This is a genomic window from Oceanobacillus luteolus, assembly GCF_023715655.1.
In the GTDB taxonomy this organism is placed as follows: Bacteria; Bacillota; Bacilli; order Bacillales; family Amphibacillaceae; genus Oceanobacillus; species Oceanobacillus luteolus.
Genome location: NZ_JAMBON010000001.1, coordinates 256619 through 278293, shown reverse-complemented (window position 1 = coordinate 278293; position 21675 = coordinate 256619). Strand labels below are relative to the sequence as shown.

22 protein-coding genes are annotated in these 21675 nt (G+C 36.7%); 14 read left to right on the top strand and 8 right to left on the bottom strand.

The window, feature by feature from the left end:
- Positions 1–16 precede the first annotated feature (16 nt).
- Positions 17–787 carry an enoyl-CoA hydratase gene (locus M3210_RS01510; RefSeq protein ID WP_251510438.1) on the top strand — a complete coding sequence of 257 codons (771 nt, stop codon included), beginning with the start codon at positions 17–19 and terminating at the stop codon, positions 785–787.
- A 17-nt stretch (positions 788–804) separates the two neighbouring features.
- Positions 805–2334 (top strand): acyl-CoA carboxylase subunit beta, encoded by a 1530-nt coding sequence (locus tag M3210_RS01505; protein WP_251510437.1) that lies wholly within the window; start codon positions 805–807, stop codon positions 2332–2334.
- Positions 2335–2391: 57 nt separating this feature from the next.
- Here the strand turns inward: M3210_RS01505 and M3210_RS01500 are convergent.
- A protein-coding gene (locus tag M3210_RS01500) for an IS3 family transposase (RefSeq protein ID WP_251510436.1) occupies positions 2392–3554 on the bottom strand; the annotation gives its coding sequence in 2 pieces (ribosomal slippage) (positions 2392–3278 and positions 3278–3554; 1164 coding nt in all).
- A 243-nt stretch (positions 3555–3797) separates the two neighbouring features.
- Here M3210_RS01500 and M3210_RS01495 point away from each other — a divergent pair.
- The 3 genes from M3210_RS01495 to M3210_RS01485 are packed head-to-tail and all read left to right on the top strand — an operon-like array spanning position 3798 to position 8738.
- Positions 3798–7412, top strand: coding sequence for a dynamin family protein (locus M3210_RS01495; protein ID WP_251510435.1), 3615 nt, complete (start codon positions 3798–3800; stop codon positions 7410–7412).
- Positions 7413–7425: 13 nt separating this feature from the next.
- Positions 7426–8304 carry a 5'-3' exonuclease gene (locus M3210_RS01490; protein ID WP_251510434.1) on the top strand — a complete coding sequence of 293 codons (879 nt, stop codon included), beginning with the start codon at positions 7426–7428 and terminating at the stop codon, positions 8302–8304.
- A gap of 11 nt (positions 8305–8315) precedes the next feature.
- A complete protein-coding gene (locus M3210_RS01485) occupies positions 8316–8738 on the top strand; it encodes a PH domain-containing protein (protein WP_251510433.1) in 423 nt (140 codons plus the stop codon).
- A gap of 41 nt (positions 8739–8779) precedes the next feature.
- Here the strand turns inward: M3210_RS01485 and M3210_RS01480 are convergent, their stop codons facing one another.
- Positions 8780–10405: a glutathione ABC transporter substrate-binding protein gene (locus M3210_RS01480; RefSeq protein ID WP_251510432.1), complete on the bottom strand. Its 1626-nt coding sequence runs from the start codon at positions 10403–10405 to the stop codon at positions 8780–8782.
- A gap of 387 nt (positions 10406–10792) precedes the next feature.
- Between M3210_RS01480 and M3210_RS01475 the strand changes: the two genes are divergently transcribed.
- The 8 genes from M3210_RS01475 (at position 10793) to sspO (ending at position 16723) form a co-directional block, all read left to right on the top strand.
- Positions 10793–11686, top strand: coding sequence for an ABC transporter permease (locus M3210_RS01475; RefSeq protein ID WP_251510431.1), 894 nt, complete (start codon positions 10793–10795; stop codon positions 11684–11686).
- Between the two features lie 16 nt (positions 11687–11702).
- A complete protein-coding gene (locus M3210_RS01470) occupies positions 11703–12623 on the top strand; it encodes an ABC transporter permease (protein ID WP_251510430.1) in 921 nt (306 codons plus the stop codon).
- A gap of 28 nt (positions 12624–12651) precedes the next feature.
- Positions 12652–13677, top strand: coding sequence for an ABC transporter ATP-binding protein (locus M3210_RS01465; protein WP_251510429.1), 1026 nt, complete (start codon positions 12652–12654; stop codon positions 13675–13677).
- Positions 13658–14668 carry an ABC transporter ATP-binding protein gene (locus M3210_RS01460; protein ID WP_251510428.1) on the top strand — a complete coding sequence of 337 codons (1011 nt, stop codon included), beginning with the start codon at positions 13658–13660 and terminating at the stop codon, positions 14666–14668. Before M3210_RS01465 ends, M3210_RS01460 begins: the two co-directional genes overlap by 20 nt.
- Positions 14669–14741: 73 nt before the next feature.
- Positions 14742–15404 carry a DNA alkylation repair protein gene (locus M3210_RS01455; protein ID WP_251510427.1) on the top strand — a complete coding sequence of 221 codons (663 nt, stop codon included), beginning with the start codon at positions 14742–14744 and terminating at the stop codon, positions 15402–15404.
- 168 nt (positions 15405–15572) lie between these two features.
- Positions 15573–16139, top strand: a complete 567-nt coding sequence (locus M3210_RS01450; RefSeq protein ID WP_251510426.1) for an NUDIX hydrolase — start codon at positions 15573–15575, stop codon at positions 16137–16139.
- Positions 16139–16486 (top strand): SCP2 sterol-binding domain-containing protein, encoded by a 348-nt coding sequence (locus M3210_RS01445; protein WP_251510425.1) that lies wholly within the window; start codon positions 16139–16141, stop codon positions 16484–16486. Before M3210_RS01450 ends, M3210_RS01445 begins: the two co-directional genes overlap by 1 nt.
- An 87-nt stretch (positions 16487–16573) precedes the next feature.
- Positions 16574–16723 (top strand): small acid-soluble spore protein SspO, encoded by a 150-nt coding sequence (gene sspO, locus M3210_RS01440; RefSeq protein WP_251510424.1) that lies wholly within the window; start codon positions 16574–16576, stop codon positions 16721–16723.
- A 106-nt stretch (positions 16724–16829) separates the two neighbouring features.
- On the opposite strand, the gene M3210_RS01435 is transcribed toward sspO, so the two are convergent.
- Entirely contained in the window at positions 16830–17585 is a 756-nt protein-coding gene (locus M3210_RS01435) for a hypothetical protein (RefSeq protein ID WP_251510423.1), read from the bottom strand.
- 199 nt (positions 17586–17784) lie between these two features.
- Here M3210_RS01435 and M3210_RS01430 point away from each other — a divergent pair, with 199 nt between their 5' ends.
- Positions 17785–18630, top strand: coding sequence for an LAGLIDADG family homing endonuclease (locus M3210_RS01430; protein ID WP_251510422.1), 846 nt, complete (start codon positions 17785–17787; stop codon positions 18628–18630).
- A gap of 263 nt (positions 18631–18893) precedes the next feature.
- Here the strand turns inward: M3210_RS01430 and M3210_RS01425 are convergent, their stop codons facing one another.
- From M3210_RS01425 to M3210_RS01405, 5 genes are all read right to left on the bottom strand, one after another.
- Positions 18894–19133 (bottom strand): ferredoxin family protein, encoded by a 240-nt coding sequence (locus M3210_RS01425; protein ID WP_251510421.1) that lies wholly within the window; start codon positions 19131–19133, stop codon positions 18894–18896.
- 99 nt (positions 19134–19232) lie between these two features.
- On the bottom strand, positions 19233–19436 hold the full coding sequence (locus M3210_RS01420) for a DUF6501 family protein (protein WP_251510420.1): 204 nt from the start codon (positions 19434–19436) through the stop codon (positions 19233–19235).
- A 40-nt stretch (positions 19437–19476) separates the two neighbouring features.
- Positions 19477–20439, bottom strand: coding sequence for a peptide-methionine (R)-S-oxide reductase MsrB (gene msrB, locus M3210_RS01415; RefSeq protein ID WP_251510419.1), 963 nt, complete (start codon positions 20437–20439; stop codon positions 19477–19479).
- A gap of 78 nt (positions 20440–20517) precedes the next feature.
- A complete protein-coding gene (locus tag M3210_RS01410; RefSeq protein WP_251510418.1) occupies positions 20518–21006 on the bottom strand; it encodes a YqfQ family protein in 489 nt (162 codons plus the stop codon).
- A 449-nt stretch (positions 21007–21455) separates the two neighbouring features.
- Positions 21456–21668: a YozE family protein gene (locus M3210_RS01405; RefSeq protein WP_251510416.1), complete on the bottom strand. Its 213-nt coding sequence runs from the start codon at positions 21666–21668 to the stop codon at positions 21456–21458.
- Between the last annotated feature and the right edge of the window lie 7 nt (positions 21669–21675).

Here is a 21675-nt window from a genome sequence, read left to right as displayed (position 1 = left end):
GTAAGGGGGAATAGGGATGATTGATCTCCATGTAGAGAATAACGTGTCGATTGTAACGCTGAATCGACCGAATGCGTCAAATGCCTTGTCTATCGAGCTATTAGAACAATTAAATCAAACGCTTGATTTAATTGATGAAAATCGTGACAGCTTTTGTACAATTATAACCGGAAAAGGCGAAAAAGCTTTTTGTGCAGGGGCAGACTTGAAAGAACGTATAGGTATGAACGACCGTCAAGTAGTGAATACGGTCCGATATATTGGCCATACAATTAATCGAGTTGAAGCAATGCGAATGCCTGTTATAGCAGCGATCAATGGTGTCGCATTCGGTGGTGGTCTTGAATTGGCTCTAGCTTGTGATGTACGGATTGCTGCAGAGCATGTGAAGTTAGGTCTAACGGAAACTTCATTAGCAATTATACCTGGTGCAGGTGGAACGCAGCGCTTACCACGCTTAATTGGAATTGGTAAAGCGAAGCAGCTAATCTATTCTGCTCAGCGGATTACTGCAGAGAAAGCTGGAAAATTAGGCATTTTAGAAAGTGTTGTTCCTTCTGATAGATTGATGGATGAAGCCATGGGCTTAGCAGAAAAAATTTCAGCAAATGGACCAATTGCTTTAGAACAGGCAAAACTTGCGATCAATCGTGGATTGGAAACAGACTTGGATACTGGATTAGCAATAGAACATCTTGCCTACCAACAAACAATTCCAACTGAAGACCGTAAAGAAGGATTGAGAGCATTCAATGAAAAACGTAAACCAATTTACAAAGGCGAATAGTTAGGGAGGATGGACAGATGACTTTTATCAAAGATTTGGAAGAACGGATTGAAACGGTTAAACAAGGTGGGAAAACAAAATATCACGAAGCGAACGCAGAGAAGGGTAAGTTATTTGTCAGAAAAAGGTTAGAGCTTTTATTCGACGATAATCTTGATATAGAAGATGCTTTTTTTGCAAATTGCATGGCTGGAGATTTGCCTTCTGATGGTGTCGTAACAGGAATCGGGAAAATCAACGGACAAAATGTTTGTGTGATGGCGAACGACTCTACAGTTAAGGCCGGTTCTTGGGGGAAACGGACCGTTGAGAAAATACTCCGGATTCAAGAGACCGCATTGAAGCTGGAGATACCAATTATTTATCTTGTTGACTCTGCGGGCGCACGTATTACAGATCAGATTGAAATGTTCCCTGGAAGAAGGGGAGCAGGTAGGATTTTTCATAATCAGATTAAATTATCCGGTAGAGTCCCTCAAATTTGTTTATTGTTTGGCCCCTCTGCTGCAGGTGGAGCTTATATCCCTGCCTTTTGCGATATAGTCGTCATGGTGGAAGGAAACGCATCGATGTATTTAGGGTCCCCAAGAATGGCTGAAAAAGTTATTGGAGAAAAAGTGTCTTTGGAAGAAATGGGCGGAGCAAGGATGCATTGCACTGTTTCTGGTGTCGGTGATGTACTAGTGAAAACAGAAGAGGAAGCAATCGATTATGCCAGGAAGTATATGAGTTATTTTCCAGCAAATTTTAGGAATCAGCCTCCAGTTCATGAACCAAAAAGTGTAAAAGCATCAGAGAAAACGATTGTCGATATTGTGCCGGAAAATCAAAATGCAGCATTTAATATGTTTGATTTAATTGACCAAATAATTGATGAAGATAGTTTCTGTGAAATTAAAAAAGAATTTGCGAAAGAATTAGTCACGGGACTAGCAAGGATTGACGGACATAGCGTAGGTATTATCGCAAATCAACCACGTGTAAAAGGTGGAGTGTTATTCACAGATTCTGCTGATAAGGCTGCGAAATTTATCCAACTTTGTGATGCTTTTAATATTCCTCTATTGTTCTTAACCGATGTTCCAGGGTTTATGATCGGAACAAAAGTGGAGCGGGAAGGAATTATTCGTCATGGTGCTAAAATGCTCTCCAGTATGAGTGAAGCAACCGTTCCAAAGATTTCCGTAATTGTGAGAAAAGCATATGGAGCTGGTTTGTATGCAATGGCAGGTCCAGCATTTGAACCAGATTGTGTCCTAGCATTCCCGAATGCCCAAATTGCAGTAATGGGTCCTGAAGCGGCCGTAAACGCGGTTCATGCCAACAAGATTGCTCAATTACCAGAAGAAGAGAGAAGTGCATTTATAAAAGAAAAACAAGATGCCTACAAAGAAGAAATTGATATTTACCGTCTTGCTTCGGAAATGGTGGTTGATGATATCATTCATCCGAATCAGTTACGAAATGAGTTAATTAAACGATATGAAGTGTATGCTGATAAAAGCCTTCCGTTTACAGAAAGGAAGCACGGAGTATATCCGGTTTAAGAAAAAGCCTTGGCGACTAGTTGAACTGACCCAGTGAAACGAGACTAGAAAAAACACCTATGCTGCCACGGTCCTATATTCTACAGGACTGTGGCAATTTAATTTAGAAAAAGGTCGTATATAATTGTAATAATACATGTAATTTACTACTTTTTCGATTACAATAGTAGTTGTTAGAGTCGCTCTAAACTGAGCGGCGAATTCTTCCGACTTTAGCGAGGAGTGGAAGGATTCGATGACGGCATTATCAAAGCAATTGCCTTTGCGGGACATGCTGGTGGTAATGCCGTTTTCTTTTGCCAATGCTTGAAATGAATAGGACGTGTATTGAGCTCCTTGATCGCTGTGTAAAATCAAATCATGAGTCTCTCGACCGTTACAAGCATCAAGCAATGTGTCTAACACAAAATCAACGCTTTGTGTATCGCTAATTTTATAAGCTATCACTTCGTTATTGTACAAGTCCATAATGGTTGATAAATACAACATCTTCGGCCCGTACGGTAAGTACGTAATATCTGTCACCCACTTCTGATTCGGTTTATCTGCTTTAAAATCTTGGTTTAACAGATTAGGAACAACGATCTTGCTTTCTCCTGCAATATACTTTTGTCGCTTTACTTTAACGCGACACTGAATCTTGTATTTTTGCATCACCTTTTGAACAGTCTTTCGGTTAACCTTTACATCATAATCCTTTCGTAAAATGTCTTTCACTTTCCGATGACCAATACGATGCGAAAGCTGTTTACAAATACTAATAATCCATTGATGTAACTTAGGAATTTCCTGACCCGCCTGACTTTTCCATCGGTAATAAGTTGATCGGGGAATCCCAAAGCATTCACAGATATCCGACGCCGTATATCGGTCTTTAAGAGCTTCAACCACTTCTACAAAAACTTCTGGTACCACTTCCTTTCGATTTCTTGGTACTTTCCCGATAATTCATCTCGCATTTCATAATAAGCCACTTTGCGTCGTAGTTGATTGATTTCACTTTCGTCATCTGGCCCTTTACCGTAGGTATATTGCTTACCGATAGGTTGAGCTAATCGGTGTTGTTCATTGTTTCGATGCCATTTCATCCAAGTTTTAATTTGCGTTTTATTCTTGATTCCAAACTTCTCCATGATTTGCTTATTGGTCCATTCACCAGACAACTTTAACCGTATTACTTCTTGTTTCACTTCTTCAGGATAAAATCGTTTTTTACCCATAAGGAAAAACACCTCCTAAATTGTCGAATACTGTTATATACGACATAAGGGGTGTTTTTTCCTGTCTCATATTATTGGGTCACTCTAAGTTGCCAAGGCTTTTTTGTTTTTAATTAACTATAATTACATTATGTAAACAAGATTAGAACAAAAGATACTTGTAACGAGGCAAGGTAGAAATTAACGTCAATTTTACGTATAATGGAGTCAAACTGGTAAAATGAGGGGCAGGAGAAAGAAGACATGATTCAGACAAATACAGGGGTAAAGACAAATGAAGAGCAGCTCGCAGCTCTTTATCAAATGATGCAAGCAAATAATGATGAAGAAAATGCTAAAAAGGTCTTGGATTTATACGATAAGTTATACAATGAAGAACTGATTGTCAGTTTCTCAGGCCACTTTTCGGCGGGTAAATCCTCGATGATCAATACACTACTTGGTAAAGATATCTTACCGAAGAGTCCGATACCGACAAGTGCAAATATTGTTAAGATCAATTCTGGTGAAGGCTGGGCAAGAGTCTTTTTCACAGATGGAGATCCTGTTGAATATCAAGAACCTTATGATTTGGATATGATTAAAACTTATTCTAAAGATAAAGAAACGATACAGCGTATTGAAATCAGCACTAAAGATAAGCTGATTCCAAATGGGGCAGCTATCATGGACACTCCAGGTATTGACGCAGCTGATGACGCAGATCGATTAATGACAGAAAGTGCATTACATTTAGTTGATGTCCTGTTCTATGTGATGGATTATAATCATGTCCAATCCGAAGTCAATCTATATTTTCTTCAATCATTACAAAATAATCATATTCCATTTTATTTAATAATTAATCAGATTGATAAGCATAATGAAGAGGAATTGTCGTTTGCAAGTTTTAAAGAAAGCATAAGAAAAACTTTTTCCGACTGGGATATACATCCCCTAGGAGTTTTTTATACATCTCTCTTTGACTCATCTTTACCTACAAATGAGCTGGATAGAGTAAAAGAAACGTTATTTTCTATATTGCAAAATGAGGAGAAGAAATACTTTAATATAGATGCTTCAGTTCAACAAGTGATTAACAAGCACAAATTATTTTTAGAAGAACAATATGAAGCATTGAAGAGTGATATAGAAATCGATGAAGATATAGAAGCGAGATTAGATGAAATTGAAAAAATTGAGGACAGATTAGCGGAAATCTCTAAAGAGCCGGAAGAATTGGAGCAAGCATTCCAGCATGAATTAAAATATACATTACAAAACGCATATCTCATGCCTAAAGCGTTACGTGATAAAGCGCAACAATTCTTAGAGTCACAGCAACCAGGGTTCAAAGTTGGTTTATTTGGTTCCAAAAGAAAGACCGAGGAAGAAAAATCCAAACGATTAGAAGATTTTATGCAGTCTTTACAAGAGACAATGGAAACTGCAATCCGCTGGAAATTGCGAGATAAATATTTGCAGCTACTTAGAGATTTCAATTTATCTGATCAAGCTTTAATAGAAAAGGTAAACCAATTCGTGATAGAATATGATAGTTCCGAATTATTGAATCTGCTAAAACCAGGTGCTCAAATTAATGGAGAATATGTTTTAAATTACACCAATGATGTAGCAGCTGACGTGAAATCTAAATACAAACGGAAATCCTTGGATTTATTGCATTCTATGAAAAAGGCGCTCCAAGACAAACATGCATCCACAGTATCGGAGAATCAATCGATTTATGATAATCTGCAAGAAGTAAAGGAAATCCAGAGTAAGTATAATAAAATAGAACAGGAAATGATATCCAAGCAGGAAGCAATTGATCGGATGTTGCATGATCCAATTATAAATAAAGAGGATTGGCAAAGAACAGTTGAACTCCTTCATGAAAGGCAAGAATTCATAAAGGGGGAACAACCAGTCATCAAGAGTAATGATTTGACAGTCGAGGCGGAACAGGAAATTGACTCTAGCCATCCATCTGACTCAACTGAATTTACAGTAGATCAGGTCATTGAGTATATTGAACAAGCAATAAACTTAACGGAAAGTCTGCCAGGTTTCAACAATTTAATTGATGAATTACAAGTGAAAAAAGACCGTCTAGCCAATCGGACCTTTACCATTGCTTTATTTGGTGCATTCAGTGCTGGAAAGTCGTCTTTCTCGAATGCGCTAATTGGCGAAAAAGTATTACCGGTTTCACCGAACCCGACAACTGCTACAGTGAATCGGATTCATCCGGTTTCGGTCGAACATCCACATGGAACGATAGTAGTCACAATGAAAAAAGAAGAGGATTTACGTGAAGAATTAATAGCAATGACAAAGAACTTATCCCCCAAGGGTGAGGACTTACATCGATTACTTTCTTGGATGGAAAAGAAAAGCATTGTTGAGGACAGACAATTAAACAATATGTATCAAGCCTATATTCATGCATTGTTGAAAGGATATCCGGCGAATAAAGAAAATCTAGGGAAAAAGGTTACGATTACGCTGGATGATTTTGCGAAATACGTGACAGATGAAACGATTGCCTGCTATATAGAGGCAATTGACTTGTATTATGATTGTTCGATTACGAGGCAAGGAATCACCTTAGTAGACACTCCTGGTGCAGACTCGGTTAACGCTAGGCATACAAATGTTGCCTTCAATTATATTAAACATGCAGATGCGATTCTATATGTCACCTATTATAATCACGCCCTGTCGCGTGCTGATCGCGATTTTCTCATGCAGCTTGGCCGAGTGAAAGAAGCTTTTCAGTTGGATAAAATGTTTTTTATTGTCAATGCCGCAGACCTTGCTGAAAGTGAGGAAGAACTGCAACTTGTCACATCGTATGTAAATGAGGAATTGCTGAGATTAGGGATAAGACAGGCGAGAATCTTCCCTGTATCAAGCAAACAGTCTTTAGTCGAGAAACTGAATAGTCATCCATTGAATGAGTTGATGAAAGATTTTGAGGACCATTTCTATTCATTCATCCATCGTGATTTGGCTGCACTAACTATTGAAAGTGCCTTATGGGACATCAAGCGTCTTCAACAGACGATGGAACAATATATTTCTACAGCATCTCTGGATGCATCTGACAAAGCAAAACAAATAGAGAAGATCAAACAAGAGCAGAAGCAGGCTATAACCTTGATTAAATCCTATGAAACAGATGTTTACGATAAGCAAATTATTCAGCGCATAGAAAAGCAATTATATTATGTTATTGAACGCTTGGCTATCCGTTACCACGATATGTTTAAAGAAATGTTCAACCCAACGACAATCACAGAAAATGGTAGGAAGGCCTATTTACAGTTAAAGCTTGCTTTAGAGAACTTGATTGAATATATACGATTTGAATTAAACCAGGAACTACAAGCAATCTCGCTTAGGATAGAAGGTTATTCTCTAGAACTGGCGAATGAGGTTTATCAAGTGATGAACGAAAAAATTATAGATATAAATGATTTGTTTACTCTATCGAAGCAATTTGATTACGAACTGAACACTCCTGAATATGAAAAAGAGTTAGTTGATATCCAATTAAAAGATTTCCAATTCATTCTTGGTAAATATAAAGGAACAAAGGCATTCTTTGTTCAAAATGAAAAGGAAATAATGAAGGAGCAGCTTTACGAAGCATTATTACCATCTATTAAAACATTCATAAAAACGAATCAGGGGAAGATGCTTACAAGTTATGTCGATCAATGGAAGGAACTAATAGTGGAATTGAAAAATTCTGCTTCGGGAGGACTTAATCAACAGGTGGAAAATTACTTTACCATGTTGGAGGCCCCGACAAATCTTGAAAAAATGCAGCAAAATTTACAAGAGCTTAGAAAGCTTGCAAAGAGAAAGTAGGAATAGTAATTAAATGGATAAAAATAGGATTTTAATTGTAGACGGAATGGCACTATTATTTAGAGGTTTCTTTGCCACAGCTTTCAGAGGAAATTTTATGAAAACCAGTACAGGAGTACCAACGAACGGAATCTATCAATTTTTACGGTATTTTTTAGATGCTGTAGAAACATATGATCCTACTCATGTCGTTTGTTGCTGGGATATGGGAAGTAAAACTTTCCGGAATCAGATTTTTCCAGCCTATAAAGCGAATCGTGAAGCACCACCCGTCGAGCTTATACCACAATTTGATTTAATGAAAGAAGTTGTAGACTCGTTTAATATTCCAAATATCGGTTTGGTTGACTATGAGGCTGATGATTGTATTGGTACACTTGCAAAAGTATATAGTGACCAAGATGAAGTCATCATCTTAACCGGTGACCAAGATATGTTACAACTTGTTGATGAGAATATCTCTGTTGCGATTATGAGAAAAGGGCAGGGGAATTACGAATTATTTACTTCTGTGAACTTTTATGAGAAAAGAGGGATCTATCCTTCGCAAGTCATTGATGTAAAAGCATTAATGGGGGACACCGCGGACAATTATCCTGGCGTAAAAGGGATAGGTGAGAAGACTGCTCTCCGATTAATTAAAGAATATCATACAATTGAAGGATTATTAGAGAACCTCGATAAACTTACAAATGGAATCAGAACAAAGATTAAAAACGACTTAGAAATGTTATATATATCCAGAAAGCTGGCAGCAATTAAGAGTGATGTACCTGTATATTGTGAATTAGAATCAGCCAAAAAGAACTTCCAACGATGGAAAATAGAAGCGAAACTAGAGGAATTGGAGTTTAAGAATCTAGATAGAATGCTTGTAGCAAGTGTGCAATAGGGAGGAAGCATATGTATTTTCCATCGCTAAGAGATAAATGGATAACAGGTCTCATATGGGGAATCACTCTATCAGGTGTGTTGTTTCCTCTTATTAAAGGGCAATTTACGACTATGATGATCATGATTATATTAGGCAGCTTCCTTCTGTGGTTTTGGTTTCGTACAGGCTATAAAATCGAAGGTGAAAAAATTAAAGTATATTATGGACCAATTCGGCAGACAATCCATATACCTGAAATAAAATTAATTCTCAAATCCAAAATGCCAATCAATTCTCCAGCTTTATCGTTTAACCGAATTCAAATATCTTGTGGTAAATACGACGTCGTAGCGATTTCACCTCAAGACAGGGAAAAATTCATAAGTGCACTATTAGATATAAAGCCGGATATTCCAATTGATGAAAGATTAATGCCACATAACAAGAAATAAAGAAACGACCTCGATAATTCGAGGTCGTTTTAATTATATTCTTATTCTTCGATATAAGCTTGTTTGATTTGGTAAATACCTTGAGCATCAACATAGAAGTCTTTTACGCTATCATTTACACCAAGAATATATTCAGAGTGGTTCAAGTAGATCATTGGCGCAAGTTCAACTAGTTTTTCTTGTGCTTTAGAATATAGATCTTGTCTTACTTCAGGATCTGTTTCTTGACGAGCATCATCAAGCAATTTGTCTAGTTCTTCATCCTCTAAGAATGAACGGTTACCAGTTGCACCTACAGCAGATGAGTGGAATAGTGGATACATTCCATAGTCTGCGTCAGATGTTACAACAGACCAGCCAAGGATGAACATATCATGGTCACCATTTGCTGTTCTTTCGAGGTAAGCACCCCATTCAAGTTCTTCAATCTCAACATCGATTCCGATTTCAGCTAGCTGTGCTTGAATATTTACAGCTGTGTCTACACGTTGTTCGTTATCGTTTGTCCAAATTGTAGTTGTGAAGCCATCTTCATAACCAGCTTCTGCCAGTAATTCTTTAGCAGCTTCTGGATCATACTCTAATCCACTTACGTTTTCGTCATATCCGAAAACAGGAGGAGCAAGAGGTCCAACTGCTGGGATTCCGATACCATTGTAAACACCTTGAATGATTTGTTCTTTGTCAATTGCCATTGAGATGGCTTGACGAACTCTTACATCATCAAATGGTTCTTTTTGAACGTTGAAACCAACATAAGCTAAGGAAACACTTGGTTCTTGAACTACATGTACTCCGTCTGTACCTTCAACACGAGATACGTTGTTCGGTCCAATGTTGTCAGCAACATGACTCACACCTGTTTCTAGCTCAGCGATACGTGCACTTTGCTCAGAAACAACTTTGAATGTAACTTGGTCAAGCTTCGCAGGCTCTCCCCAGTAATCTTCATATTTTGTCAACACTACATCTGCACCTGGATTACGGCTTTCAAATTTGAAAGGACCTGTACCGATTGGATTTTGGTTGATATATGCATCAACTTCTCCTCCGTTAGCATCCTCTTCAATAATGTTAGGACTCATAATCGCTGTACCGCTATGAGCTAATACAGAAAGAAGTGGAGCATATGGGTATTGCAGATTGATACGTAATGTTAAATCATCAACGACTTCAACACTTTCCACTGCTTCAAATAAGAATGCACGTGGTGATGCGATTTCCTCATCAACTAGACGATCAAAGTTCATTTTTACAACTTCAGCTGTAAGTTCTGCACCGTCGTGGAATGTTACTCCTTCACGAAGTTTAAATTCCCAAGTAGTTTCATCTACTTCTTCCCAAGATTCAGCTAGAGCTGGTTGTACTTCTTGGTTAGCATCAAGTTTAGTAAGACCTTCGTAAATGTTTTCGGCTACGTTACTTGATGGAACGTCGTTAGAGCCTTGTGTAGATAGAGATACTGCATCAGATGGAATTGCAATAACTAGATTTCCACCTTCTCCGTCTGCTGCGCCTTCTGATTCACCCTCAGTTCCGCTTTCAGTTTCTTCTGCAGAATCATCCGGCTCTTCAGTTGTTGGCTCACCGTCTCCAGCACAGGCAGCTAGTACTAATGCTAGTGCTAAAAATAGAGATACGAGAAACCAATGTTTCTGTGACTTCATGCGTAAAACCCCCTCAATAAAATAATTTCCCGAATTATGCAACTCACATAATTCTTAATTAATATTAAATTATTATTTTGTAAATTGCAAGTTAATATATCTTTTTCTGTCTTATTGTTTACTAAAAATTAATTATACTTTATACTTATTTTTATGGTGATAAGACCAAAAAAAGAATAAAACCGTGGAAAAAGGAAGTAGAATGTTCAAAATTTTCCTCTGACAAGAAAATTTTGATTTATTTAGCATTTACCATAATATGTAAGCTTTTTTATTTTATGGACTTCTAATATAAAAAAGTTTACTAATATTAGTAATGCTTAAAAACAGGGGCAATCTACTACCAAAAAGAAGTATTTCATGTACCAAAGGAGGTTTTTTAATCAAATGTCTAGTAATCTATCAAATCCAAACTTAGAGCAATCACAAAAAGGGTCCCTCTTTTTAAATAATCTCAAGGATTTCTACAGACGATTATCAAGAAACAAAGCAGCGTTAATCGGAGGTTATCTTATTCTTTTCCTCATTCTCGTTGCCATATTTGGACCTTTATTTACTGTCCATGATCCAAATGAGCCAGATTATGCCGTGAAATTGGCAGGACCATCAGCGGAACATTGGTTTGGTACTGACCATCATGGTAGGGACATCTTTACAAGAGTTATCCATGGTATAGGAATAACAATGACAATCGGGGTTCTTTCTACTATTTTAGGTGGAGTTGTTGGGATTATTCTCGGTATTGTCTCTGGATATTACGGCGGTAAGCTGGACACGGTTATTATGAGGCTAATGGATATTTTATTAGCTTTCCCAGGTATTCTTTTGGCATTGGCACTAATCAGTATACTTGGTGCAAGCCGACAAAACGTAATCATTGCTATAGCACTGTTTGCAGTGCCAACGTTTGCGAGGATAGTAAGAGGTTCCACACTTTCAGTTAGAAACCTCGAGTATATTGATGCAATGAAAGCCTTAGGAGCATCCGATTTTAGAATTATCTTTCTTCATATACTACCTAATATCTTATCACCAATCATTGTACAAGGTAGTATCTTCATTGCAAGTGCTGTACTATCAGCGAGTGGGCTATCCTTCCTTGGCTTAGGTGAGCAACCACCTTCTCCAGAACTAGGGGCACTACTAAGTGATGGACGTGATTTCATCTGGGATGCTGGTCATATTGCTTTCTTCCCAGGACTCGTGATTATGTTAATAGTACTAGCGTTCAACGTGTTTGGAGACGGTTTACGTGATGCGCTTGATCCGAAAATGAGGTAAGGGAGGTTAGTTACGAATGCTTAAATTTATAATACGTAGATTATTACAATTAATACCTGTATTACTTGGAGTAACCATTATTGTGTTCTCTCTCATGCATTTAACGCCAGGTAATCCGGCACATATTATAGCTGGAGAGAATGCGCCACCGGAAACTGTAGCTCAAATTGAGAAAAGATTAGGATTGGATGAACCTATACCGGTTCAGTTTTATCATTTTGTGAAAGATGCTGTGATGCTTGATTTTGGTAACTCATGGAGAACTAGTCTACCAGTGACTACAGAATTATGGCCGAGATTTTGGGTAACCTTTGAGTTAGCGGTTTACAGTATGATCTTTAGTATCGTAGTAGGTATGGCAGCTGGAATTATATCTGCTGTCCGACAATACTCTTGGGCCGACGTTACTGTTATGCTTGTCGCACTATTTGGACTATCCATGCCAAACTTCTGGCTCGGACTAATGTTAATGCAGTGGTTTTCGATTAATTTAGGCTGGCTACCGCCTACTGGCTGGGGTTCACCTGAACAAATTATACTGCCGGTTATTACATTAGGAACCTCTGGTGCTGCAGTTATCGCAAGAATGACACGTTCAAGTATGTTGGATGTCATTTCTCAAGATTATATCCGTACAGCACGTGCTAAAGGATTAAAAGAGCGTGTGATTACATATCGACATGCATTGAAAAACGCATTGATCCCAATTGTAACCGTAATTGGACTACAGTTTGGTGGTTTACTTGCAGGTGCGGTTCTTACTGAATCAGTTTTTGCAATCAACGGGATGGGTAAGCTGATTGTTGATAGAATACTAGCTAGAGATTTCCCTGTTGTTCAAGCAGGAATACTAGTTATTGCAGTAGTCTTTGTATTTATCAATCTACTTGTAGATATATCCTATAAATTCTTAAATAAACGTATTGATATGGATTAGGCTATTGATTTAGGAAAGAGGTGGAAACATGAAAGAAGAAATCATTTTGGATGTGAGAGATTTAAGAACCTCATTCTTTGATGATGAAGGCTTTGAAATAAAAGCAGTTGATGGTGTCTCTTTTGAATTGCCAAAAGGTAAGACTCTAGGAATTGTTGGAGAGTCTGGTTCAGGTAAAAGTATTACCGCTCTTTCCATACTCCGCTTAATTGCCAAAAACGGTAAAATAGCTGGTGGAGAGATTCTTTTCAATAATAGAGATCTCACAAAGTTAAGTGAAAAAGATATCCGTTCGATTCGTGGTAACGATATTTCAATGATTTTCCAGGAACCAATGACTTCATTGAATCCTGTATATACAATAGGGAAACAAATTTATGAGGCTTTAAAGATTCACCAAGGAATGGATAAAGAACAAGGAAAAAAACGTATCATTGAATTGTTGGAGCTTGTTGGGATTCCATCACCTGAACAAAGGATGAAACAGTATCCGCACGAGCTGTCAGGTGGTATGCGTCAACGTGTTATGATCGCCATGGCCCTTGCTTGTAATCCAAAACTATTAATTGCTGATGAGCCGACAACTGCATTGGACGTTACGATTCAGGCGCAAATACTTGAATTGATAAACAGTTTGCAGGAAGAATTAGGAATGTCAGTAATCATGATTACCCACGATTTAGGAGTAGTTGCAGAGACTTGTGACTATGTAGCGGTAATGTATGGTGGACAAGTAGTTGAATATCAGGAAGTTAAGGAACTCTTTAAAAACCCAAAACATCCTTACACTGTTGGACTTTTAAATTCCATGCCCCGTCATGATGTCGACGTGGATGAGTTAGAACCGATTAAAGGTAATGTTCCTAGTATTAAGAACATGCCAAAAGGTTGCCGTTTTGCACCAAGATGCCCATTTGCAACTGAACTATGTGTAACTGAGCTTCCGAAATTAGATAGAAAAGAAGATGGCTCTGAAGTACGTTGCTGGATCTACAGCGACAAATGGGATGGAGATCCGGAGGTGAAAGTTAGAAATGAAGAAAGAACTTCTTAAAGTTAATAATTTAAAGCAATACTTTCCAGTAAAAGGTGGTTTCCTTGGTAGAACAGTGAACCATGTAAAAGCTGTTGATGATATTTCCTTTGAGATTTACGAAGGTGAAACTTTAAGTGTCGTTGGTGAGTCTGGTTGCGGAAAATCGACTACAGGTCGTGCAATTCTTCGATTAGAAGAACCAACTGATGGAGAAGTTTACTTTGAAGGTGAAGATCTTCTCGCTTTGAACAAGAGCCAAATGAGGGAAAAACGAAAAGATTTGCAAGTTATTTTCCAAGATCCTTACGCTTCACTAAACCCTAGACATACGGTGGGACAAATTCTGACTGAAGCGATGCAAATTCAAAAAATTGCTCCAAGAAGTGAATTGCGTAAACGAGCAATTGAATTAATGGAAATCGTTGGACTAAATGCTGAACAAATTGACCGCTATCCACATGAGTTCTCTGGTGGTCAACGTCAACGTATTGGAATCGCAAGAGCATTATCCGTTGACCCGAAATTAATTATTGCTGATGAAGCTGTTTCTGCACTAGATGTGTCGATCCAAGCTCAAGTTCTAAACCTTCTAAAGAGGTTACAACGAGAGTTTAATTTAACTTATTTATTCATCGCTCATGACCTCGGTGTTGTTCGTCATATTTCTGACCGAATTATCGTAATGTACTTAGGGAAAATTGTGGAGATTGCTGATAAAAAATCACTATTTGAAAATCCACAACACCCTTATACAAAAGCATTATTATCTGCTATACCTATACCGGATCCGGAGAAGAAGAAAGAGCGGATTGTATTAAAAGGAGACGTTCCTTCACCAATTAATCCGCCACAAGGATGTCGTTTCCATACTAGGTGTCCATTTGCTACGGAGATTTGTCGTACGAAGGTACCTGAACTTCGCAATCTTGATCATATGAAGGAAGGCCACCGTGCAGCATGTCACCACATTGAAAAAATTCACTCTGGTGAAATGGCATTACAAAAGTAAAGTTGAAAATCAATCCCAAGTGTTCCTATAATAGGAATACTTGGGATTTTTATTTTTATAGGGAGGGAAAGGCATGGACTATATCGAATATATTCAACAGTTATTTAATGAACACGAAGACAAGGAAAATGCATTCCACATGGAAAAATATATGCGGAATAAATTTCCTTTTCTCGGCATAAAAACTCCATTACGTAGAAAATTAATGCAGCAATTTCTAAAAGAAAGTGGAATAAGAAAAGAGAAATTTCAACGTACATTCGTCCGTTCTTTATGGAATCTAAAAGAAAGAGAATATCAGTATGCAGCATTAGACTATATTGGGGTTTCATTGGAGAAGTTAGATAAAAGCGATATAAGTTTAATGGAAGAATTGATCACTTCAAAATCATGGTGGGATACCGTGGATATGCTTGCACAAAAAGCAGTGGGAAAGATATCAAGGAGCTTTCCTGGTGTAATAGAAGAGAACATAGAGTTTTGGAATGATAGTGATCATCTTTGGTTGCAACGCAGTGCCATCCTCTTTCAATTAAAGTATAAGGAACAGACCAATGAAGATTTACTCTATCGATATATAATAACTCATTCACAGAGCAAGGAATTTTTTATTCAAAAGGCAATAGGTTGGGCACTCAGAGAATATTCCAAAACTAATCCAGATTCTGTTAGACAGTTTATGGAAAAGCATCCGCTTTCTAAGTTGAGTGTCAGAGAAGGGAGTAAGTATATATAAAACATATAAATGAAGATAAAGGAGGTGAGTGTTCAAATTCACCACTACGAAAACTTTCGCTCCATCTTTCATGTTTGTATCATCTTCGGTTAATAATTACATAGTACATTGTAAAATATTAGTTCTGATTATTCTTTCTAGAATTAAAGTTAGACATGGGGGAGAACAGTGCAGAAATGGAAAGTATTAGAGCGGTCTTATCTTTATAAAACACCACATGGTAATTTAAGAAAAGACAAATGTTTAATAGAAGATAAAAATCACATAATCGATGCTTACCATGTGAATGAATTTGAAAACTGGGTAAATGCAGTTGTATTAACAGATCAAGAGGAAATGGTACTGATAAAGCAATACCGACATGGTGCTGAAGGCTTCTTTTATGAAATTCCAGCTGGAAAAACCGAATATAGAGAATCATATGAGCAAGCAATTCAACGAGAAGTCTTGGAAGAAACTGGTTATCAAACAAACACATCGCCAATTTACTTAGGTGAATTCTTTGTCAATCCAGCAACACAAAATAATAAAGTGATCAGTTACTTGATGCTTCATGCTGTAAAGGTAAAAGAGCAAGATTTAGATGTTGGGGAAGTTATCGATATTTTCAAGATACCATTTGAAAACGTAGAAAAGCTAGTCAAAACAGGAGAACTACAGCAACTTTTTTCTGTAACAGCATTCTGTTTAGCGAAAAACTATCTTATCGAAATTAATACAAAGGGGAGAATCTAATGACCAAGCAAACTCTAGAAATAGATGAGGTTATGAGTCACATTGAAATGATGTTGAATGAAAGGCCGGAACCGATTAAAAATATGAAAGCGATTTATCTATTCGATATCACAGATATCGACGATGGAACCTATCTACTAAGTATCCAAAATGGGGTTGCTGAAGTATCGAAGGATGCCGATAAAAATAAGGCGGATTGCAATTTGAAAATGAATACTGAAAGCTTTCAAAAATTCTTATCTGGAAATTTAAAAGGGACAGTTGCCTTTATGACTGGAAAACTCAAAATAAATGGTGATATGGGCAAAGCATTACAGCTTGAATCATTGTTGAAGCAATATAAGTAGGTTAAAGACAAATCATTCATAGCGACATTATAATAAATCGCTCATAAATCTCCATCAATTGAAGAATATATAGATGGAGGTGTTGAAATGACTAAGAAAAAGTTAAGTAATGGCGGTTTTAGTGATGAGCAAGCTGTAAGAAAGAAGCTGACCAAAAATTTTGATCACGAGTTTGCTAATGAACCATTAACTGCAAACGAAAAGTTAAATAATAAGAAGACAAAAAAACGTCAATAATTAGTCTTTCATTAAGCTGCAGTTCACTTAAGAACTGCAGCCTATTTATGTTAATTAAGATTGAAATGGAGAATCGATATAGTTCAGGATAGCAATATGTGAATTCCTATCTTTGAGGAAGGTAGTGGTGCAGACGCTGCGTAATATTTTGTCTAATATTCTTTTGCAGTTCATCGGTTTGATTCTCAACTTTTTCCATTTCTAATGAGCTCAGTACAGATATAATACTTTGAAATGTAGATAAGATGATAGGCGTTTTACCATTTTTCATATGTGTCGAGATGGTCGATGTCGTTCTTCCAAGATGTTCACTCACTTTATTTTGCTGGCCAAGCATTAAATAAAGTGAAGTGACAAGAGACTGTATCTCTGTTTGTTCATTCATTAGTTCTTGCAGCAAGGATAGATTCATATTCAACAACGTCTCAAACTGTTCGTAATAAACTTCAAAGCCTTGGCTAGCTGTTGACTGGGATAGTTGAAATCGAAACTGCATCTTGTCAGTTTCGTTTTTTGCCGATTCGTTTGCTTTTCTTGCTTGTTTCAGTAAAGGGTGAATCCAAGACTCGATATTTATTGTGTTAAAACCTTCTTCTATATTACCGAAACTGAGACCAAAATATGGTCGATCACCGAAATTCCAAATTCGACTTATATAGAAAGAAAGAACGTAGGCAGTTGCATAACCACTGCATAGAACAATCAATTCTTCACCGCGATGAGTTACTTTTGTAGGGACAATATATTGTGTCCAGTACGATGTGCTGATTTGCAGTTGTTCTAAATACTCGCTTAGTTCATAACCGATATCGGCTGATGAATTGCTTATGGACATGACAAAAACGGATACTTCATTTCGCATTACAACCAGCTCCTTATCCATGAATTCGATTGTTTTATCGAATATATCAGAATTCAGATGAAAAGGTCAATTTTTTTGAAAGTTAGACGATTTATACGAATTTAACAGTCTAATTTAGCTTCTGGTTGATGTTTTCTGATTCATGGATTATGATATACATAAATACGAACATATATTCTGATGAGAAGGGGAGAGTGAATTGGATAAACTATTAAGGAAGAGAATTTTGGAGACTGATGAAATTATAAAATTATATCTAGATGGGAAGAGCACCACATCAATTGCAAAACTTGCGAATGTGTCACCGAGGTATATTCGCATGTTATTGAAAGAAAATAATGTGGAGATGCGGCCGAGAGGGAGCTGGAGGAGAATATATACGGTAAATGAAGATTATTTCAAAACCTGGTCAAATAATATGGCATATATATTAGGTTTTTTTATCGCGGATGGTATGGTTTCCAGTAATCATCAAATGATTAGTTTTTCACAAAAAGAAAAATATATATTAGAAAATATCAGATCTGAACTTGATTCCAACCACAAAATTACCAAGAATAACTCCGACGTTTATCTATTGAATATAAATAGCAAAGAAATGAAGAAAGATTTGAAAGAAATTCACGGTGTTGGGCCAAACAAAACGAGTAATATTAAATTTCCGTATGTACCAAAGGAATATATGAGTCACTTTGTACGGGGATATTTTGATGGAGACGGTTTTGTTAAGTATGAAAAATACTTTATCAGTTTTGTTGGAGGATCTAAGTTATTTATGCAATCATTAAGAAATGTAATTGATGAATACGGATTTGAAACTAATTTTACAGAACATGACACATATTATCGTGTTTATGTAAGTGGACGAAAAACTATAAAATTGTTTTCCGACTGGATGTATCAAAACAAAGGATTATACCTCAGAAGAAAATACGAAGCTTTTCAGAAGGAAACTTTACCTTTAGATCAATTAAAGGATAGAGGAATTAAAGTTCATAAAAATGCTATTAAAAATCGGAAGCTCGAAAGAAAGAATTGTGATTAGTGAAGTATTTATAAGGAAGAGGGGCTTGAATACTTTATTACTGCATAATCTGTTTAACAGACTATGCAATTTATTTTTCGGATTTTCTAGTAGACATAATATATATTATAGGAAGTTATGTACCAGAGAGCTAATTTTGTCTCATTAATAAAGTTTACTCTAGATAGTGAGATGAAATTGAAGTTTTAACCAAATAATAAATACCTCACAAAACAAAAAAAACAAAAAAAGTCGCATACATTCCAGTATGCGACTACAAATAATTATCTGTCCTCAAAGAACTTACGATTTATTTCAATGTATTGATATTCTGATTCAGGAACTTCATCCTCAATAAATATTGCTTCTACAGGACAAACTGCTTCACACGCTCCACAATCTATACAAATATCGGGATCGATATAAAACATATCTTCGCCTTCTTCAATACAGTCCACCGGACAAACTTCTACACATTCACCTGCTTTTTCCGTTTTACATGGTGAAGTAATAATAAATGCCAAATCAAACGCCTCCCTTGCTGCAAATTTACCATTTTAAATACTTCATATATTATACATGAATTTTTTGCATCAAACAAAAAACAACTGTCGTGATACAGCTTAGATTTCTTTAAAATATTCTTTTAGAAATCCACCAACACGATCACTGTTATCGATGATGAAATAAAATTCATCCGTTTCATTAATTACATTATATTTCTTTCCGGGAGTCAATTTTTTGTTAACGATAAACTTCTTTGCGTCTGTATGGACACATTCTATTTGTTTAATAACTTGTCTATTTTTCCAGTTTAAATGAATCATTTCGCTCTCCTTAGTTTAAATAATTAAGATATAGTTAACTTCAATCTTCAAATAGGTATAAATACTTTTCATAACCTTCTTCTTTCATTTTCTCTTTAGGTACAAATCGCATAGCAGCTGAATTAATGCAATATCGTAAACCCCCAGCTTCTACTGGTCCATCTTCAAATACATGGCCAAGGTGTGAATCTGCTGTTTTACTTCTTACTTCCGTCCGGATCATGCCATGAGTTGTATCCATTTTCTCATCAATTTCATAATGGTCGATTGGTCTTGTAAAGCTTGGCCAACCACAGCCAGCATCATATTGATCTTTAGATGAAAATAATGGCTTTCCAGATATGATATCCACATAAATTCCATCTTTAAAATGGTTCCAATATTCGTTTTGGAATGGCCGCTCGGTACCATTTTCTTGGGTAACATGATATTGTATAGGTGTTAATTTTTTCTTTAATTCTTTTTTGTCATATTTTTGCTTCCAATGTTTGTTGATGAAATCTTCTCTCCCCGATCCTTTTTTGTATAGACGATAATGGAAAGACTGTTTTTTATAATAATCCTGATGTTCTTCTTCAGCTGGGTAGAATGGCTTTGCTGGAAGTATCTTCGTTGCTATCGGCTTAGAAAATTTCCCACTTGCTTCTAATTGTTGTTTGGATTCTTCTGCAGTTTTTCTTTGCTCTTCAGTATGATAAAAAATTGCTGTTTGGTAGGATTCCCCTCGATCATTAAACTGACCGCCTGGATCGGTAGGATCTATTTGCTGCCAAAAAGTCTCCAACAATTGCTCATATGGCATGATATTCGGATCGAAGGTTATCTGTACAGCTTCAACATGACCTGTCGTGTTGGAACATACTTGTTCATAAGTGGGATTCTCTAATTCCCCACCTGTATAACCGGAAATGATGCTTTCGACACCTGGTCGGCTGTCAAATGGTTCGACCATACACCAGAAGCAGCCGCCAGCAAATGTTGCTTTCTCATAGGTTTGAGACATGATCATTCCTCCATTGCTCTCATGATAGTATCTATTTTTCCGTTTTTTCACCTATAATGCAAGTATACTGCATATTTTTCAAATATAAAGCTTTGGAGTTGATACGCCATTACTTTTGCGACTTGTCTCTCCAACAGTCTCTTTCGGCACGTTTTCACTTTGCTCAATCGAATCTTTCTCATTTTCGTGAACAACTGAATCCTTATCTTTAGAAACATCTATATCCTTTTCCGTTTCATCATCCATAGAATCTACCTTTTTAAAAGCTTTGACCATCCGATACATCGCAGGCAAATTTTTGATCATTGGTCCATACTCTTTGATTAATGGGGTAGTTGTATCCACAATCTTCAACACCTGTTGTACATTATCAAGTATACCCGAAAATCCATCAATTCCTTTACTAATATGAGGACTATTTAATAAGTTTAATGGATTTAGTTGTTGTTTTGCAAATGAACTTCGCCGTATAGGAGGCTGAGCATTACCAAACATAAAACCATCTACTCCTGATGTTGATCGCTGCCTGATGCCGTATTCAGGTCTTCTATGAGTCGGTTGGAACATTTTTCACCCTGCCTTCCACTTTAAAATCTTTATATAGGAAATAATCTCTCTAATAATGTACGTTACAACTAGTGAAAAAGTGTAGGCAATATAATATTTCCCGGGTAAGCGCATAAATCTACAAATTACCCACTATTCTCTTTTAGTTCAGATAAAAATTTGTCAAACAAATTTCAAACAAACGTTTGATTTAATTATTAATCCTCTCTCCTCTTTGCTGTTACAAGAAGAATTTATTAAGTACCTAATCAACAATCTATAGTTTAACTGACAATTTACCATGTATCACATTTTTAGCAAATTACTGGAACGGTCATAATATTAAACGACACGCTAAGCGTGCCCATCTCTGAAACAAATATATAAATACTTACCACCTCCCCTTACATCTCATAACAGATGTGAAAATAAAAAATAGACTGGGATAGAGTATCTACCCAGTCTATTTTTTATTTGTTTTGATATAAATCCCAGATCTCATCGAAAGTCCGTAATGCATTTGCAAAGGGGCTATTCCATTCCAAGTAATTGCTCAGTTCGTCATAGTCATTTGAATGCTTTGGAAAATCGTGATCGAAGAATGCCCAATCAGCAAGTCTAGATTTATCATCAGGAACTCTTTTTCCGCGGAAAGTCATTAAATGTTGATAAAACGTCTTCATAGTAACA

Coding starts and splice junctions, on each gene's coding strand:
- M3210_RS01510 (WP_251510438.1), top strand. CDS start 17: ATGATTGATCTCCATGTAGAGAATAACGTGTCGATTGTAACGCTGAAT.
- M3210_RS01505 (WP_251510437.1), top strand. CDS start 805: ATGACTTTTATCAAAGATTTGGAAGAACGGATTGAAACGGTTAAACAA.
- M3210_RS01495 (WP_251510435.1), top strand. CDS start 3,798: ATGATTCAGACAAATACAGGGGTAAAGACAAATGAAGAGCAGCTCGCA.
- M3210_RS01490 (WP_251510434.1), top strand. CDS start 7,426: ATGGATAAAAATAGGATTTTAATTGTAGACGGAATGGCACTATTATTT.
- M3210_RS01485 (WP_251510433.1), top strand. CDS start 8,316: ATGTATTTTCCATCGCTAAGAGATAAATGGATAACAGGTCTCATATGG.
- M3210_RS01480 (WP_251510432.1), bottom strand. CDS start 10,405: ATGAAGTCACAGAAACATTGGTTTCTCGTATCTCTATTTTTAGCACTA.
- M3210_RS01475 (WP_251510431.1), top strand. CDS start 10,793: ATGTCTAGTAATCTATCAAATCCAAACTTAGAGCAATCACAAAAAGGG.
- M3210_RS01470 (WP_251510430.1), top strand. CDS start 11,703: ATGCTTAAATTTATAATACGTAGATTATTACAATTAATACCTGTATTA.
- M3210_RS01465 (WP_251510429.1), top strand. CDS start 12,652: ATGAAAGAAGAAATCATTTTGGATGTGAGAGATTTAAGAACCTCATTC.
- M3210_RS01460 (WP_251510428.1), top strand. CDS start 13,658: ATGAAGAAAGAACTTCTTAAAGTTAATAATTTAAAGCAATACTTTCCA.
- M3210_RS01455 (WP_251510427.1), top strand. CDS start 14,742: ATGGACTATATCGAATATATTCAACAGTTATTTAATGAACACGAAGAC.
- M3210_RS01445 (WP_251510425.1), top strand. CDS start 16,139: ATGACCAAGCAAACTCTAGAAATAGATGAGGTTATGAGTCACATTGAA.
- sspO (WP_251510424.1), top strand. CDS start 16,574: ATGACTAAGAAAAAGTTAAGTAATGGCGGTTTTAGTGATGAGCAAGCT.
- M3210_RS01435 (WP_251510423.1), bottom strand. CDS start 17,585: ATGCGAAATGAAGTATCCGTTTTTGTCATGTCCATAAGCAATTCATCA.
- M3210_RS01420 (WP_251510420.1), bottom strand. CDS start 19,436: ATGATTCATTTAAACTGGAAAAATAGACAAGTTATTAAACAAATAGAA.
- msrB (WP_251510419.1), bottom strand. CDS start 20,439: ATGTCTCAAACCTATGAGAAAGCAACATTTGCTGGCGGCTGCTTCTGG.
- M3210_RS01410 (WP_251510418.1), bottom strand. CDS start 21,006: ATGTTCCAACCGACTCATAGAAGACCTGAATACGGCATCAGGCAGCGA.
- M3210_RS01405 (WP_251510416.1), bottom strand. CDS start 21,668: ATGAAGACGTTTTATCAACATTTAATGACTTTCCGCGGAAAAAGAGTT.